Source organism: Ruegeria sp. B10 (genome assembly GCF_056539825.1).
Map to the genome: position 1 here is coordinate 35,668 of NZ_JBQFVP010000023.1, position 16,516 is coordinate 52,183.

Here is a 16,516-nt window from a genome sequence, read left to right on the forward strand (position 1 = left end):
GGGCCTTAGCCCGCCGCCGCAATCAGTTCACGGGTGTAATCTGTTTGCGCATTTTCAAACAGATCCTCGGATGCGCCCATCTCGACCACGTCGCCGTTGCGCATGACGATGACCTTGTGGGACATCGCCCGCACAACTTTCAAGTCGTGGCTGATGAACAGATACGCCAGCCCGTATTTCCGCTGCAGATCGCGCAGGAGATCAACGATCTGAACCTGCACCGTCATGTCCAACGCGCTTGTCGGCTCATCCAGTACCAGTAGTTTCGGGCGCAGCACCATGGCCCGCGCAATCGCAATCCGCTGACGCTGCCCGCCCGAAAACTCATGCGGGTAGCGGTCCATTGAGGCCGGGTCCAAGCCCACCTCTGTCATCACCTCGGCCACCAGCTCGCGCGGGGCGCGATGCGGGTCGACGTTGTGAATAGAGAGTCCCTCGGAGATGATCTGCTGGCATGTCATACGTGGGCTCAGGCTGCCGAACGGGTCCTGAAACACGATCTGCATGTCCTTGCGCAGGCGCCGCAACTCTCGCGTGGACCAGCGGCGAACATCCTGATCGCGGAAGGTGATCCCACCCTCGGACGCGATCAACCGCATAATGGCCAACGCCATCGTCGTCTTGCCCGAGCCACTTTCGCCGACGATGCCAAGGGTTTCCCCGGCCCGCACGCTGAACGTCGCATCGTTGACGGCCTTCACATAACCGACCGTGCGTTTCAGAAAGCCGCGCTGGATCGGGAACCAGACCTTCAGGTGATCGGTGCGGGCGACCTCTTCCGCGTCTGCGGCGACGGGGTCGGGGTGTCCTGAAGGCTCGGCCTCCAGCAATTTGCGCGTGTAGGGATGCTGTGGGTTGTTGAAAATCTCTGCCGTGATTCCGGTTTCGACAATCTCACCGTCTTTCATCACACAGACCCGGTCGGCGATCCGACGCACAATCCCAAGGTCATGGGTGATGAACAGCATCCCCATGTTCTCGGATTTCTGTAGCTCAGCCAGTAGCTCGAGAATTTGCGCTTGAATGGTTACATCCAAGGCGGTCGTTGGTTCATCCGCGATCAGAACATCCGGTTTGTTGGCCAGCGCCATGGCAATCATCACACGCTGCCGCTGCCCGCCCGACAGCTGGTGCGGATAGCTGTCCAGGCGATCCTCAGGGTCGCGAATGCCAACCTTGTTCAGCAACTCCACAATTCTGTCGCGCGCGGCATCCCCTGCCAAGCCCTGATGCAAGGCCAGCGATTCCGCCATCTGTTTCTGGATCGTGTGCAGGGGATTGAGCGAGGTCATCGGCTCCTGAAAGATGAAGCTGATATCGTTGCCGCGCACCTCCATCAGCTTGTCCTCGGTCGCCCCGATCATCTCGGCCCCGTCATATTTGACCGAGCCTTCGACCATCGCGCTGTCGCCCAGCAGCGACACGGTCGAAAGCGCCGTCACCGATTTCCCCGAACCGGACTCACCCACCAGCGCAACCGTCTCCCCCCGATCCACGGTGAAAGAGACGCCTTTAACCGCAGCCGATACCTCTCCGTCCTGGCGGAATGAGACCTTGAGGTTGTTTACATCCAAAAGGCTCATGAGAAGGTCTTTCTGGGATCAAATGCATCGCGGACGCCTTCGAAAATGAAGACCAGCAGCGACAGCATGATGGCGAAGGTAAAGAAAGCGGTGAAGGCCAGCCACGGGGCCTGCAGGTTCTGTTTGGCCTGCAAGGTCAGCTCACCTAGCGACGGCGCAGAAGAGGGCAGACCGAAGCCAAGGAAATCCAACGAAGCCAGCCCGCCAATCGTGCCGGTCACGATAAAGGGCATGAAGGTCAGCGTCGCAACCATCGCATTGGGCAGCATGTGGCGGAACATGATCGTCGTGTTACCAACACCCAGCGCCCGCGCGGCGCGGACATATTCCAGATTGCGCGCCCGCAGGAACTCGGCCCTCACAACGCTGACCAATCCGGTCCAGCTGAACAGGATCATCAGGATCACCAGTAGCCAGAAACTTCGGCCCAGAATGGCGAACATAATGATGATGACATAAAGCGACGGAGTCGCGGACCATATCTCGATGACACGCTGAAAAATCAGGTCGAGCCAGCCACCGAAGAAGCCCTGTATGGCACCGGCGAAAATACCGATCAGGCTCGCCACGCCAGTCACCATCAACGTGAACAGGATCGACAGGCGGAAACCATAAATCACCCGCGCCAGCACGTCCCGTTTGGTATCATCCGTGCCCAGCAAGTTCTGACCATTCGGCGGCAAGGGGGCCGCACCCGGGCGATCAACACTGGTGTTGTAGGAATAGGGGATCAGCGGCCAGATGGCCCAGCCGCGCTCGAACCCTTCGGCTTGAAATGTCCCTGCCTCGATCTGCTCGATTATACCTTCGGGATCGTCGAAACAGTCCTCAAGCCCGCCACTGTCGATCAGGCAGCGGACCTCGGGGTCGCGATAGATCGCCTCGGTCTGGAAATCGCCGCCAAATTCAGTTTCGGGATAGAAGTTAAAAATCGGCGTGTAGAATTGACCACGATACTGTACGAGGATCGGTTTATCGTTGGCAATGAATTCGGCGAATAGGGACAGGCCGAACAGCACCGAGAAGATGATCAGAGACCAGAAAGCGCGGCCATTGCGTCGGAAATTGCGCCAACGCCGTTGATTCAGGGGGGACAGCGTCATTTACCCCTCCCTCTTCTCAAAATCGATACGCGGATCGACGAGCACATACATCAGGTCGCTGATGATACCGACGACCAGCCCCATCAAACCAAAGATGAACAGAGTGCCAAAGATCACCGGATAGTCCCGCGCCACGGCGGCCTCGAACCCGAGGCGACCCAGACCGTCCAAAGAGAAGATCGTTTCAATAATGATCGAACCACCAAAGAAGACACCAATGAATACCGCAGGAAAGCCTGCAATCACGATCAGCATCGCGTTGCGGAAGACATGGCCATAGAGGACCTTGCGTTCTCCCAATCCCTTGGCACGGGCGGTCATGACATATTGCTTCTTGATCTCATCCAGAAACGAGTTCTTGGTCAGCAGCGTCAGCGTCGCGAAGGCCGAGATCGTCAAGGCAATGATCGGCAGCGCGATATGCCAGAAATAGTCGGCGATCTTGCCCAAAAGGCTCAGGCTGTCCCAATTGTCCGAAGTCAGCCCCCGCAACGGGAAGATCTGCCAGTAGGATCCACCGGCAAACAGCACCAGCAGAAGGATGGCAAACAGGAAACCGGGAATGGCATAGGCCACGATGATGGCTCCGCTCGTCACGGTATCAAACCGCGACCCGTCCTTGACTGCTTTGCGGATGCCTAGCGGAATCGACACCAGATAGGCAATCAGCGTCGACCACAGACCCAGTGAGATAGACACGGGCATCTTTTCCAGCACCAAATCAATCACGCTGATCGACCGGAAATAGCTCTCGCCAAAATCGAGCGTTAGGTAATTGCCCATCATGCCAAGAAAACGCTCAAGCGGCGGCTTGTCGAAACCGAATTCCTTTTCCAATTCGGCAATGAACTCCGGAGGCAGGCCGCGCGCACCCACATATTTGTCGTCGAATACACCGCCTGCAGGCTCGGACCCGGCACCGGCGTCTCCACCCCCGGCGAAGCCCGCAAAGACATCGCCCTGTCCTTCGATCTGAGCGATGATTTGTTCAACGGGTCCACCCGGAACAAACTGCACCAGCGTGAAGTTGACGACCATTATGCCCAGCAAGGTCGGAATGACCAAAAGCAGGCGTCTTAGAATATAGGCGCCCATTTTACCGCAGCGCGCCTTTTGCCTTCAAATCGGCTTCTTTCTCGGGGTTGATCCACCAAAGGTCCAAATGACCTAACGAATAGGGCGGCAGGTTCTCAGGGTATTCGTACATGTCGTAATAGGCTGTCCAGTAGTCCGCGATGTATCCCACGGGGATCACGAAAAACTCATACCTCAGGGCACGATCCAAAGCCATAAGTGCTGCGTCCTGATCAGCCTGATTGTCGGTTTCAAAAGACGCTTCAATAATCGCGTCGACCAACGGGCTTGCCAGGCCAGCGGGATTGAACAGGCTAAAGGCTGCCTCTTCGGACCCATACATCTGGCTCAATCCGCCGCCGGTCGACAGGAACGACCCATACCGCGTGGAATAGACCATATCGTAGTCGCGCTCTCGGCTACGCAATGTGTATTGTGCCGGATCAACCTTTTCCGCAGATGCATCTACACCCAATGCCTGAAGGTTCTGAACGTAGGTTTCGATCATCGTCGCCGTCGATGTCGGCAAGTTCGAAGGGTAAGGGATATTCACCTTCAGCGTCTGCCCTTCAGCATTGCGACGCACGTTACCTTCGCCCACGGGCCAACCCGCCTCGTCCAACATCTTCGACGCTTTGCGCAGGTTGCGCCGGTCGTTCAGGCGCGCTGGGTTGGATTCATGAGCAACAACGACATCCTCGGATAGAAAATCAGCCGGGACGACATCGCCAAGCGTTTCCAAGAAGGCCAGCTCTGGGCCCGATGGGGTGCCCTGCGCTTCGAGCGGTGTGCCTTGCACAAAAGAGTTGCGAGGTGAATTCAATCCAAACAACAAGGATTCGTTTGCCCATTCAAAGTTGAATGCCAGAGCCAACGCTTTTCGAACGTTCTTATCTGCGAACTGGGGCTTGCCGAGATTGAATACAAAACCAGACGGCGTCGGCGGGCTGCCATCCTTGATTTCGTCGCGCACAACGGAACCTTCTGTCAGCTTGGGGAAGTCATAACTTGTCGCCCAGAGCTTGGGATCGCTCTCGATCCGCATCGTATATTCGCCCGCCTTGAAACCTTCGAAAGCGGCAGTCTGGTCCGCGAAATACTCGACGCGAATAGTGTCAAAGTTGTTGCGGCCGACGTTGAACGGCAGGTCTTTGCCCCAATAGTCGTCGCGGCGCTTGTAGACGATACGGCGATTGATGTCATAACTGTCCAGCTTGTACGGACCCGAACCGACCGCCACTTCCAGCCGAGGTTCATCCAGACGACGCGACTCGTCGGCTTCAAACCACGCTTTTGAGAAGACAGGCGTCGATCCTACGGTTTCGATCAAGCTACGGCGCGTGACTTCTGGGTTGAACGTGAACCTTACAGTGTGATCATCCAGCGCCTCGGCCCCAGTGACCATACGCCCGACGGCCTGCGCGTAAGACGGCAGGCCCTGCTCGATAAACAATCGGTGGCTGTAAACAACGTCTTCAGCCGTTACCGGTGTTCCATCCCAGAACATAGCTTCAGGGCGCAAGTTGAAGATGACGTAGTTGCGGCCTTCGTCGTACTCGAGGCTTTCCGCCAGAACACCGTAGTACTGACCGACGCTGTCATCCGCGCTTTCGAACAGGCGGTCATATTGGATTGTGGTTAACGCTCCGCTCCGACCCTTTCGTGAGTAAGGATTCAGCGAGTCAAAGGTTCCAGACGCTGCCAGTGACATCTCACCGCCTTTGGGGGCGTCGGGATTGACGTAATTCAGATGCGGATAGTCAGCCGGGTAGTCCAGATTTCCAAAATAGGAGTACCCGTGACTGGTTGTGACGTTTTCATCATTCGCGTGGGCGACCTCGGCTGATCCGAGCGTTACGGCGACCAACCCTAAGACCACCCCCCAATGCCGAATACTCATGTCGCGCGCAGCAGGCAGGAGGGGTTTCATATGGCTCATCCTCTGGATTGTTGTCGTCATCTATGTTTGTTCCGCCAGCTAAATCGCCAGTCCTGGCTGATTCAAGTTTAGAATGCGTGAACGCTTTGTGAAGATTTTCGACATAAAAAAAGCCGCTGCACAAGGCAGCGGCTTTGGGTTTTTTCGCAAACGTGATGGCAATCAGTTGCCGATGGTTTGCAGATAGGCAATCAGGTCAGCGCGTTCTTGAGGCTTTTTCAGGCCGGCAAAGCTCATGGATGTACCCGAGATATATGCGTTGGGTCTTTCAACGAAGGCATCAAGCGCTTCGGGAGTCCAGTTGCCACCATGCGCCTGCATCGCCGCCGAATAGCCGGTGAAGCCTTTGGCCGACGCAACGGGCCGGTCTACAATGCCGTATAGGTAGGGTCCGGTGCCGTTCGCACCGTCTTCCAGTTTGTGGCACGCAGTACATTTGCGGAAAACTCTGGCGCCCTTTTCAGGGTCTGCGGCGGCCAGCAGGTCTTCAAAGACCACCTCTTCGCCATCGGCGCTTTCACCCGAGCTTTCGGTCTCGATGATGTAGGCAGCCTGTGCATCCCCATGGCCCCCATGCGAATGGTACAGGATGTCACCACCCCATTTGGCAAGAAGCAGCACAAGGAACGTGCCGAACAGGCCCGCAGCGGCCTTGGTAACTGTCATCGTGTCGAACATTGATCGCTAGTCCATTTCAGCTGTCTGAAAAGGTGTCTAAGGCTTCCCCTTGCGAGAGGCAAGGTATAGACACCGCGACGAAACGCCCAATTTTGTAACTTGTTGCACGGGACCGACCAAATGACCAAACGCATTGCCTTTCAAGGCGAACCCGGCGCCTACAGCCACGAGGCCTGCCGCAACGCACGCCCGGAAATGGAGGCGCTGCCCTGCCGTACTTTCGAGGATGTGATCGAATCGGTTCGGTCCGGCGCGGCTGATCTGGCGATGTTGCCGGTCGAAAACACGACCTATGGGCGGGTGGCCGATATCCACCGGCTGCTTCCCCATAGTGGTCTGCAGATCATTGATGAGGCCTTTGTGCGCGTCCACATCAACCTGCTGGCCGTGCCCGGCGCGACGCTCGACGACATCACCGAGGCGCATTCCCATCTGGTGTTGCTGCCCCAATGCGCGGGCTTCCTTCGCCAGCACGGTATTCATGGGCGGGTCAGCCCCGACAACGCCCGCGCCGCGCGTGAGGTCTCAGAGACGGGTGAAATCCATTCAGCCGCTCTGGCCAGCGAACTGGCCGGAGAGATCTACGGCCTGAACGTCCTCGCCCGTCATATCGAGGATCATGGCGACAACACCACGCGTTTTCTGGTCATGTCACCCGAGGCCGACATGTCGCGGCGCGGCGCGCATGGCATGATCACCAGCTTTGTCTTTCAGGTCCGCAATATTCCAGCGGCGCTCTATAAAGCGATGGGTGGGTTTGCGACCAACGGGATCAACATGACCAAGCTGGAAAGCTATATGGTCGATGGCTCGTTCACCGCGACCCAGTTCTATGCCGATATCGTCGGGCATCCGGAAGACAGGAACGTGCAACTGGCCATGGACGAACTTGAGCATTTCACCACCAATGTGGAAATACTTGGCGTCTACCCGGCAGCCCAGCCACGCGGCTAGGCCCACGCCTTAGGCCACGTTGAACCTAAGCGCCATGCCGGTGGCGCTGTTCCAATTCTCGGGCGAATTCCGCCAGGCGCATTTGAAAGCGTTTACGAAACCGTGCCTGTCCCAGCTTCATTGACTGCAGTAGCAACCGCGCCGGCAGGGACTTGGCGCTGAGTGACAAATCCACACTTAAGCGGGTCCGACGCTGAGACAGGGCCATAAAGTCAACCACTGTAACCCCGGTCATGCCCTTGCCTGTCGCCTCGAATCGCATTTGCAAGGGGTGGTCGCAATCGGTCAGCAGTACGGACATCTGGCGGGGTTTGCCGCGCAACTTGAATTCGGTCTCCCACGCCATGCCTGCGGAGGGCGCAACCCCGCCGGTGGTACGGCGCACGTCAACGCCACGGCGCATCGCCATGCGTTCGAACCGATCGAAATCGGCAACCATGTCAAAAACCGAGTGGATGGGAGCCTCGATATCTTCGCGCGCTGAAAACTGCATGTGGGCCCTTGCTGCTCGTTCTTGCTTGCCAGTGTTTCGTTAGTCCAACGTATCTGCAAGCCAGTTCTGCAGCAGAAAATGCGCAATCGCCCCCTTGCGAGCGGGCAGCAGGCGCGGATGCTCCCCCGCGAAGGCCTGCATCATCTCGGACTTGCTGACCCACATCGCCTCTTCGATTTCAACCGGGTCGATCTGGATGTCCCGAGACAGTGCCTCGCCAGCGCAGCCGAACATCAGCGACGCGGGAAACGGCCAGGGCTGGCTGGACAGATAGAACACTGCGCCGACGGGAACGCCCGCCTCTTCCATCACCTCGCGCCTCACCGCGGATTCCAGCGTCTCGCCAGGCTCGACGAAGCCTGCCAGCAACGAGAACATGTCCTCGGGCCACCCCGGCGAGCGCCCCATCAGCACGCTGTCTCCATGGGTAATCAACATGATCACAACCGGATCGGTACGCGGGAAGTGCTGGCCGCCGCAAGTCGGGCAACTGCGCTGCCATCCTGCTTGCGATACGTCGCTTGGCGCACCGCAGCGAGCACAGAAGCGATGCGTCTCGTGCCAGCCGATCACCGCCTTGGCTGTCGCCGCAAGCTCGGCATCGCGGGTAGAAAGGCGCGTCATGACCCGGCGCAGTTCGGCAAACACATGGCCCTCGGGCAGATCGGGATGCTGTTGCTCGGACGGGTCGATGAAATTGCCCAAGCTCGACAGATCCAGCCCCTCGGCCTGCCATTCAGAGATATCGGCAGCAAACACCGCCGCCCCGTCATCGGAACAGCCAAGCAGGATCGGAGTCTCAACCACTCCACCTGGGCCATTCGCAACGAGAGGATGCGCCATGTTGACCAGACCCAACCGATCCAGAGCCTCGCCCTGCACCAGCACTTTTCCACGCCACAGCAGCAGGCAGCGGGCGTTTGGGTTCTGGGCCGCTTCGGTCAGCTTGTCCGCGTCTCCCCGCAGATGGGCCGCACGCTCAAGGCCTGAGCTGCCGAATGTCACGTTCTCTGCGTTTTTCATTAGGGTCCCCTCAGCCTTTTACGCCTAGGGCTGCCATGTCCGCGCAGGTGTTGCAATGTCAATTCACTACTGCGGCATATCGACAGGTGCCACTGAAACACCGCATGACCGCCTCGGATTTTTCACTTATTTGTCCTCTTGGTAAATTTTCTTAACTCTCATAGCGCAAAAGTAGACAACCGAACGTGACCGCAATCTCCCCGCGCATGAAAGACGCGCAGGACGCCGGCGTGCATATCCGCATTCTGGCAACCACCGATCTGCACATGACCCTGACCGGGTTCGACTATTATGCGGACAAAACGGACCCGACCATCGGGCTGACGCGTACGGCGTCGGCGATCCGAAACGCCCGTCAACAGGTCGAGGACAGTTTGACCCTTTTGTTCGACAATGGCGACGCGCTGCAAGGGACGCCGATTGGGGACTGGGCGGTGGAAAACGAGGGCCCGCACCCGATGATGCAGGCCTTCAAGGCGCTAGAATATGACGCGATCGGCTTGGGCAATCATGATTTCGGGTTCGGACTGGATGTGCTTGAACGCGTCATAGGCCAAGCCCCTTGCCCCGTGATTTGCAGCAATCTGACCCATGTGGACGATCGGCAGCCCTGGCTGCGCAGTGTCGTTCTGACTCGGTCCATTGCGCAGGAAGAAACGATCCGAATCGGCGTATTGTCAGTGCTTCCGCCTCAAACCACGATGTGGGAGGCGCATCACCTGAAAGACAAGGTCGTTGCCGAGGATATCCTGACCGCCGCCCGAAGAACGGCTGAGGCGTTGCGTGCGCAGGACTGCGATCTGGTCGTCACTCTGGCGCATTCGGGGTTGGAGCATTCGGTATCTCAGCCGGGGCTTGAGAACGCCGTCATCCCCCTTGCCGCGATTGAAGAAATTGATGCGATTGTTGCCGGTCACACGCACCTGATACTACCCAGCGTGGCCCATCATGGGCTAGACGGCGTTGATGCCGAAAATGGTCTGGTCCACGGCACACCTGTGGTCATGGCCGGGTCTGCTGGGTCTTTTCTGGGGGTCATAGACCTGCACCTGACCAAGGCACCCGAGGGGCGCTGGCAGATCACCGATCACCACTGCAACCTGGTCGCCACTGCCGATGAGGTCGAAGACAAGGACCTGAGCAACCTGTTTAAGCCCGCTCATCTGGCCACGCGCAAGATGATGGCCGAACCTGTCAGCTATACCACGCAGAGCCTGCACAGCTATTTCTGCTTCTGCGCTCCGGATCGCGGGCTCGCCCTGGTGGCGGCGGCGCAAGCAGCGGGTTTGCGCCCGTTCCTGCACGGCACCGCCTTCGCTGCAGTGCCGCTTCTATCAGCAGTGTCTCCTTACAAATTCGGCGGACGCGCCGGGCCGAGGAACTACACAGACGTGCCTGTAGGCAAGATTTGCCTGCGTCACGTCGCTGACCTGCATGTCTTTCCCAACGAGTTGCGGGCCGTCGAAATCACCGGCGCACAATTGCGGGAATGGCTTGAGATGTCGGCAAGTTTTTTCAACCAGATCCACCCAGACACCCAAACCGAGCTAACCGATTCCCGCCGGGCGGGGCATAACTTTGACGTTGTGTTTGGCATCAACTATCAAATCGACCTGTCCAGCCCGGCGCGGTTCGACAGCAACGGCACCCTGAGCGATCCAACCGCCCAGCGCATCTGCAATCTATGCTTTGACGGGCAAACAATCCGCGACGACCAGAGCTTTGTGGTCGCCCTCAACAACTATCGCGCCAGCGGCGGTGGGCATTTCCCTTTCGTTGACAAGGCCCGGACCATTCCGCTGCCGTCTAGGGATATCAAAGAGATACTACGCGACTACCTGTCAGATCACCTACCCGCAGACCCTCTGGATCAGGCTCCTTACCCGTTCTCCTTCGCTCCGCTAAATGGTGCGCACACGATCCTCAGAACCGGCAGCGGAGCGTTGAAGTTTTTGCCCGAGCTGAGCGAATATTCCCCAGAATTGCTGGAGCCTGATGCCGAGGGCTTTGAAAGGATACGACTGACCTTGTGACGGGTTGTCATTTTCACATCGCTTCCCTATATCAGGCCTTGAGAGGTTGGCGCGGGCGAGCGCCTCGCCAACCTGGTCAGGTCCGGAAGGAAGCAGCCACAACGAGCCCCGCTTGGGTCGATGTCCAACCTCTCACTTTGTATAAACCATCAGCCGCAGGAGGGCTTTATGATTGTAGCAAACACCCTTCGGGCAGATCGGTTCTAAACCCAACTCTCCGATTGCCTGAACACATCACCAACGGATGCGCGTCTGCCATCCGATGGGATTGCTATATCTGAACACAGGCAAACCAATGTCTTTTACTCTTTCAGACCTGGGATGGTCCTCTCACTTCGCCGCACAGCACGCGGCGCACGCACAATTCATGCCTTTTCGTATCACCGCCGTTCACCGGGACCGTCTGGTCGGGATGAACGAGACCGGTGAAATGCCTCTGTTGGCCCCTGGTCATTCCACTGGCGATTTTACGGTTGGCGATTGGGTGCTGGCCGATGACAAGAATCGCGTTCAGCATCTGCTTGACCGGCGCAGCCTGTTGCAACGCCGTGCTGCCGGAACCGGAGCCGAGGCGCAACTGATCGCAGCCAATGTTGACGTGCTGTTCATCGTCAGCTCGTGCAATGCGGATTTCAATGTGCCCCGGCTCGAACGGTATCTGGCACTGGCGCATCAGGCGGGCTGCTATCCTGTCGTGGTCCTGACCAAAGCAGATAGCTGCTCGGACCCCGCAGCCTACGCCAAGCAGGCCGAAGCGCTGGCACCGTTTTTGACAGTCCTGACGGTCAACGCGCATGAAGCGTTAGACCTGCAGCAGGTTCTGGCATGGTGTCCGGCGAGTCAGACAGCGGCTTTGGTCGGGTCATCCGGGGTTGGCAAAACAACGCTCGCCAACGGAATGACCGGGCAGGATCAGGCAACAGCCACAATCCGCGAGGATGACGCCCGAGGCCGCCACACCACGACGTCTCGCGCCTTACATCCGATGCAAAATGGCGGTTGGCTGGTCGACACCCCCGGCATGCGCGCCCTGCGCCTGCTCGACGCGCAGGACGGGGTGGACGAAGTGTTCTCGGACATTCTGGAGCTGGCCCAAACCTGCCGGTTCTCGGATTGCCAGCATGAGGCCGAGCCCGGTTGCGCTGTGCAGGCGGCGATTGAAGCAGGCACACTGGATGCAGATCGGTTGGAACGCTGGCGCAAGCTGAGGCGCGAGGATCAGCGCAACTCTGAGACCGTGGCCGAGGCGCGGGCACGCGACAAGGCTTTCGGCAAGATGGTCCGATCTGCGATGCACGGAAAATCCGCGCGGCGCGGCGATTGAAACACGGGCTGAAAAAGGGGCGTCGGTCCGCCGGCGCCCCCCATCAAGCGATCAATCGTGGCCAGAGCACCGCATTTCGGCGGGCAAACACACCGATATGGCCGATCTCCCGAACACCAAACTCTTCCGGTGACAACAGGTGACGGCGTGCTTTTGGACCATAAAGCTCGGCCAACCGCCAAACGGCAGCTTCTGGGACCATCTCATCATCTGTGAAGGCAAAAAGGTCGACGGGAACGTCAGCATCCTGCCACGTAGCTTGCGGCAGTGTGTCTCCGATCTCGGGCAGATAGCTTTGCGGCGCGGTGCACCATTTGCGCCATTGCCAATAGACCTTAGGCGGTAGGTCTGTTCCAAACCCAAGTGCCTTGCCCGGCAAATACCCCAGGCCGCTCACGACCAGAGGCACATGCCCATACCAGAACAACCCGGCCAGAGCGCGGTACGGCCAAGGATGATCGCCCAACTTCACAAGGCCAGAACAGACGCAGATCATGCGATCAATCTTGTCGATATCCGGCTGCACTGGCCCCAGCATCCCTCCAAGCGAATGACCAACTGACCATTGCTGCGACAGCGGGAACCGTCGGCGCATCTCGGCCCGCGCGGCGGGCATGTCCTGCAACGCCCAATCGGCCATCGAAATCTTCGACCGACGCTGTGGGCCCGATTTCGAATGCCCGAATTCCCGGTAGTCGTAGATCAGACAGGCGATATCACGATCCGAGGCCAACCATTGTGCGAAATGCTTGTAGTAGTCTCGCGGAACCCCTGTCGCGCTGTTGACCACCACTACGGTTTCGGGCTGCGCCACGGGCCGGTAGATCCGCCCGGACAGGGCACCATCCCCCACCGGGATCTGAACATCTTCGATCAGCACTGTTTGGTTTGCATCCAACATGGGCATCCTCGGTGGAAAACTGAACTGATGAGTTCACATTGCAACTTGACCCCAGACAGCCCATGCAAGTCAACTGCGATCCCGCTTGACCACGCGTCCACTTTGCGGATCGTCTTTCCGCAGCGCAGAAAGTTCAACTTGACTCAGAATGGTTATGAACGCTAGCGATGGTTCGATGGTTCCCGGCTTTCACAAGAAGTCGGGATGAAAAGGGAACACGGTGCGGTTTTCCCCGGCTTGCTCGGGACGAACCAAATCCGCGACTGCCCCCGCAACTGTAAGCGGTGAGCGATGTCGAAGAGCCACTGGCCGAAAGGCCGGGAAGGTCGGCAAAGCGATGACCCGCAAGTCAGGAGACCTGCCATCGTCAACATAACCCAAACTCGGGCGGGGTGTCCGGGCAGGCCGTGACAGACCCTATCTGCCCCACCTGATCCCAGCCCCTGTCCACCGCGCGGAGGGCGCAGGATGATCTGGAAGACGAAGACACATAGGTTCTCAGCAACCATCTGCCAACATACCGGCAAGACTTGCCCTGCATTGGCACGGCTGGCGCGTTCGATGGTTGACGCACTGGACCAAGCCGGTCCGGCGACCACATCGGATTTCGAAATCGAAGGCAGCAGCGACCTGACCCATTGCACGGACGGCTGCCACGCCCGGTTTCGGGCCAGCCAGTCTCGGGTGCGGGTCTATTGCGGAGCGGACCCTAATGCCGACAGCGAGACCCTCCATCGCTACGCCGACCTTATGTTCGGAACCGAAACGAGCAGCCTGCCTAGCGCAGCGATGACATCCCTGCCCTGCGCCATGCTCGAGGCATCAGTGATTGCGCCGCGCAAAACGACCCCGGCGGAACTGCAACTGTCGGCTTAGGAGTCTGCCAAAGCTCGGGCGGGCAAGGTGGCCCAGTGCTTCTGCGCATCGGTTTCGACCGCGCAGGGGCGTAGCTTGCGCAACCGATCCAGCGCTTGGGTTGGAGCCTCGCCGCATTCGATCATCAACCTCAGCACCACCATGCCAGAGCGACCACATCCGCCCTGACAATGGACAAGCACGCGCCCTCCGCCAGACAAAGCCTGCCGCGCCGCGGCACTAACATCGGGCCATTGCGCATCAACCTCTGACGGTGGCACGCCGAAATCCTGAATCGGCAGATGCACCCAGCGGCTGGCGCGCCCCTGAACGTCGCGGCCAAAATCGCGGGCTCCAAACTGGACCAGCTCGGCCTCGGTTGTCATCGAAAGCACGAGCCCCGGCCTCCAATCTCCAATCGTTTCAAGGTCGCCTGCATAGTCGCCGCCCTTTCCCGGCATCGACGTTAGGGCAAGTGTGCCCCCGCCCACTTGCAAAGCATGAATGACCAAATTCGTCATGACAGCATCCCCCCGGAAGCGTTGATCCTGACTTTAGGCTTGATTCACAATCTGCAGAGTGTACCCCTGACGCGCCGGTTTCCAAAACAAAATCGTTCTTCAACTCATGTGGACGCGGGCGGCGCAGGCCTCTACGCTGCGGTGACGTTCCGAATCCGCCAGAGCAGACATGACCGACTCAGACAGCCCCGCCTATCAGGTTCTCGCCCGAAAATACCGCCCGGAAACCTTTGCCGATCTGGTGGGTCAGGATGCGATGGTCCGCACGCTCAAAAACGCGTTCGAGGCGGATCGCATCGCGCAAGCCTTTGTCATGACAGGCATTCGCGGAACCGGTAAAACCACGACCGCACGGATCATTGCGAAAGGCATGAACTGCATCGGACCGGACGGAACTGGCGGACCCACGACCGAGCCTTGCGGCCAATGTGAGCACTGCGTCGCCATCATGGAGGGCCGTCATGTCGACGTAATGGAGATGGACGCCGCCAGCCGCACCGGCGTGAATGATATTCGCGAGATTATCGACAGTGTTCGCTACCGCGCAGCCTCGGCCCGCTACAAGATCTACATCATCGATGAGGTCCACATGCTGTCGACCAGCGCCTTCAACGCGCTGCTCAAGACGCTCGAGGAGCCGCCGGCGCATGTGAAGTTCATCTTCGCCACAACCGAGATCCGCAAGGTTCCCGTCACGGTTCTGTCGCGCTGCCAACGCTTCGACCTGCGCCGGATCGAACCCGAGGATATGATCGGCCTGCTGCGCAAGATCGCCTCAGCTGAGAGTGCTGAGATTGCCGAGGACGCGTTGGCGCTGATCACTCGCGCTGCTGAGGGATCTGCCCGCGACGCCACCTCATTACTGGATCAGGCGATCTCACACGGGGCCGGAGAGACGACGGCAGATCAAGTACGCGCGATGCTGGGCCTGGCGGATCGTGGCCGGGTTCTGGACCTCATGGACATGATACTGCGGGGCGATGCTGCAGGGGCGTTGACCGAGCTTGGTGGCCAATATGCCGAGGGGGCTGATCCACTGGCCGTGCTGCGTGATCTGGCTGAGATCACTCATTGGGTCTCGGTCGTGAAGATCACCCCGGACGCAGCAGAAGACCCCACTGTTTCCCCGGATGAACGCGCCCGCGGCCAGCAAATGGCCGATGCCCTCCCCATGCGGGTACTGACTCGGATGTGGCAGATGCTGTTGAAGGCGCTTGAGGAGGTCTCAGCCGCCCCGAACGCCATGATGGCTGCCGAAATGGCTGTGATCCGACTGACTCACGTGGCTGATTTGCCCAGCCCGGAAGAGTTGATCAAACGGCTGCAGGATACACCTCCGCCCCTCAACGGCGGACCTGGTGGTGGGATGCCCATTCAAAGCAACGGCGCGGCCCCGGTCGAAGCCCGCGCCGCTACAAGCTACGCCCCTGCGCCACGCGGGTCCGGCGGCGGACCCGTCGCCGCCTTGGCGCAAGATACACAGACGGCACTGGCGCGATACCCAAGTTTCGAACATGTGGTCGAGCTGATCCGGAACAACCGAGACGTCAAGCTTCTGGTCGAGGTCGAAAACGGCGTGCGGCTGGTCTCTTACCAGCCAGGACGGATCGAATTCACACCATCGTCGCAAGCTCCGACCGATCTTGCACCACGGCTGGGATCAGCCCTGCAACGTTGGACTGGCAACAGATGGGCGGTTTCCATTGTATCGGATGGCGACGCTCCGACGATCGCCGAAATCCGCGATAAAGCGGAACTGGCTCTGAAAGAAGAGGCCTCGGCGCATCCGCTGGTTCAGGCCGTTCTGGCAAGTTTTCCCAAGGCCAAAATCACCCGGATCGAAACACCGGAACAACGCGCCGCCCAAGTCGAGACCGAAGCCCTGCCCGAGGTCGAAGATGAATGGGATCCTTTCGAAGAAGACTGACCTCTATACAAAACCAAACCCTCCCGCGCCCGCCACGGGCAATCGGCTGACGCCGATCACCCTGGGCGGCCTTGGGCCCGGCACCGCTCGGGCTTTGCCCGAGCGCTG

General features: G+C 59.0%; 14 protein-coding genes, 1 other RNA gene and 1 riboswitch. Of the genes, 6 read left to right on the forward strand and 9 right to left on the reverse strand.

The window, feature by feature from the left end:
- Nucleotides 1-5: 5 nt before the first annotated feature.
- The 5 genes from ACR0J4_RS22460 to ACR0J4_RS22480 form a co-directional block, all read right to left on the reverse strand.
- Entirely contained in the window at nt 6-1,583 is a 1,578-nt protein-coding gene (locus ACR0J4_RS22460) for an ABC transporter ATP-binding protein (protein WP_170642679.1), read from the reverse strand.
- Entirely contained in the window at nt 1,580-2,686 is a 1,107-nt protein-coding gene (locus tag ACR0J4_RS22465; protein ID WP_170642678.1) for an ABC transporter permease, read from the reverse strand. Before ACR0J4_RS22465 ends, ACR0J4_RS22460 begins: the two co-directional genes overlap by 4 nt.
- Nucleotides 2,687-3,781: a microcin C ABC transporter permease YejB gene (locus ACR0J4_RS22470; RefSeq protein ID WP_170460207.1), complete on the reverse strand. Its 1,095-nt coding sequence runs from the start codon at nt 3,779-3,781 to the stop codon at nt 2,687-2,689.
- Nucleotide 3,782: 1 nt separating this feature from the next.
- Nucleotides 3,783-5,690 (reverse strand): extracellular solute-binding protein, encoded by a 1,908-nt coding sequence (locus ACR0J4_RS22475; RefSeq protein ID WP_170642677.1) that lies wholly within the window; start codon nt 5,688-5,690, stop codon nt 3,783-3,785.
- A 171-nt stretch (nt 5,691-5,861) separates the two neighbouring features.
- Nucleotides 5,862-6,377, reverse strand: a complete 516-nt coding sequence (locus ACR0J4_RS22480) for a c-type cytochrome (RefSeq protein WP_170471271.1) — start codon at nt 6,375-6,377, stop codon at nt 5,862-5,864.
- A gap of 120 nt (nt 6,378-6,497) precedes the next feature.
- Between ACR0J4_RS22480 and ACR0J4_RS22485 the strand changes: the two genes are divergently transcribed.
- A complete protein-coding gene (locus tag ACR0J4_RS22485) occupies nt 6,498-7,331 on the forward strand; it encodes a prephenate dehydratase (protein ID WP_170642676.1) in 834 nt (277 codons plus the stop codon).
- A gap of 25 nt (nt 7,332-7,356) precedes the next feature.
- On the opposite strand, the gene ACR0J4_RS22490 is transcribed toward ACR0J4_RS22485, so the two are convergent.
- On the reverse strand, nt 7,357-7,824 hold the full coding sequence (locus ACR0J4_RS22490; RefSeq protein WP_170642675.1) for an SRPBCC family protein: 468 nt from the start codon (nt 7,822-7,824) through the stop codon (nt 7,357-7,359).
- A gap of 39 nt (nt 7,825-7,863) precedes the next feature.
- Nucleotides 7,864-8,847 (reverse strand): NAD(+) diphosphatase, encoded by a 984-nt coding sequence (gene nudC / locus ACR0J4_RS22495; RefSeq protein ID WP_170747260.1) that lies wholly within the window; start codon nt 8,845-8,847, stop codon nt 7,864-7,866.
- A 185-nt stretch (nt 8,848-9,032) separates the two neighbouring features.
- Between nudC and ACR0J4_RS22500 the strand changes: the two genes are divergently transcribed.
- The 3 genes from ACR0J4_RS22500 (at nt 9,033) to rsgA (ending at nt 12,204) form a co-directional block, all read left to right on the forward strand.
- The gene (locus ACR0J4_RS22500; protein ID WP_480668828.1) at nt 9,033-10,880 is read left to right on the forward strand and encodes a bifunctional 2',3'-cyclic-nucleotide 2'-phosphodiesterase/3'-nucleotidase; all 1,848 of its coding nucleotides are present in this window, start codon (nt 9,033-9,035) and stop codon (nt 10,878-10,880) included.
- 39 nt (nt 10,881-10,919) lie between these two features.
- Nucleotides 10,920-11,018: signal recognition particle sRNA small type (ffs, locus tag ACR0J4_RS22505), an RNA gene on the forward strand.
- Nucleotides 11,019-11,175: 157 nt separating this feature from the next.
- Nucleotides 11,176-12,204, forward strand: a complete 1,029-nt coding sequence (gene rsgA, locus ACR0J4_RS22510) for a ribosome small subunit-dependent GTPase A (RefSeq protein ID WP_170642673.1) — start codon at nt 11,176-11,178, stop codon at nt 12,202-12,204.
- A gap of 43 nt (nt 12,205-12,247) precedes the next feature.
- Here the strand turns inward: rsgA and ACR0J4_RS22515 are convergent, their stop codons facing one another.
- Nucleotides 12,248-13,105 carry an alpha/beta fold hydrolase gene (locus ACR0J4_RS22515; protein ID WP_170642672.1) on the reverse strand — a complete coding sequence of 286 codons (858 nt, stop codon included), beginning with the start codon at nt 13,103-13,105 and terminating at the stop codon, nt 12,248-12,250.
- 160 nt (nt 13,106-13,265) lie between these two features.
- Nucleotides 13,266-13,485, forward strand: a riboswitch (cobalamin riboswitch).
- A gap of 88 nt (nt 13,486-13,573) precedes the next feature.
- Here ACR0J4_RS22515 and ACR0J4_RS22520 point away from each other — a divergent pair.
- A complete protein-coding gene (locus tag ACR0J4_RS22520) occupies nt 13,574-13,981 on the forward strand; it encodes a hypothetical protein (RefSeq protein WP_170642671.1) in 408 nt (135 codons plus the stop codon).
- On the opposite strand, the gene ACR0J4_RS22525 is transcribed toward ACR0J4_RS22520, so the two are convergent.
- Nucleotides 13,978-14,481 carry a phosphatase domain-containing protein gene (locus tag ACR0J4_RS22525; protein WP_170642670.1) on the reverse strand — a complete coding sequence of 168 codons (504 nt, stop codon included), beginning with the start codon at nt 14,479-14,481 and terminating at the stop codon, nt 13,978-13,980. The two genes, ACR0J4_RS22520 and ACR0J4_RS22525, sit on opposite strands and share 4 nt — an antisense overlap.
- Nucleotides 14,482-14,650: 169 nt before the next feature.
- Between ACR0J4_RS22525 and ACR0J4_RS22530 the strand changes: the two genes are divergently transcribed.
- On the forward strand, nt 14,651-16,408 hold the full coding sequence (locus ACR0J4_RS22530) for a DNA polymerase III subunit gamma/tau (RefSeq protein ID WP_170642669.1): 1,758 nt from the start codon (nt 14,651-14,653) through the stop codon (nt 16,406-16,408).
- The last annotated feature ends 108 nt before the right edge of the window (nt 16,409-16,516 follow it).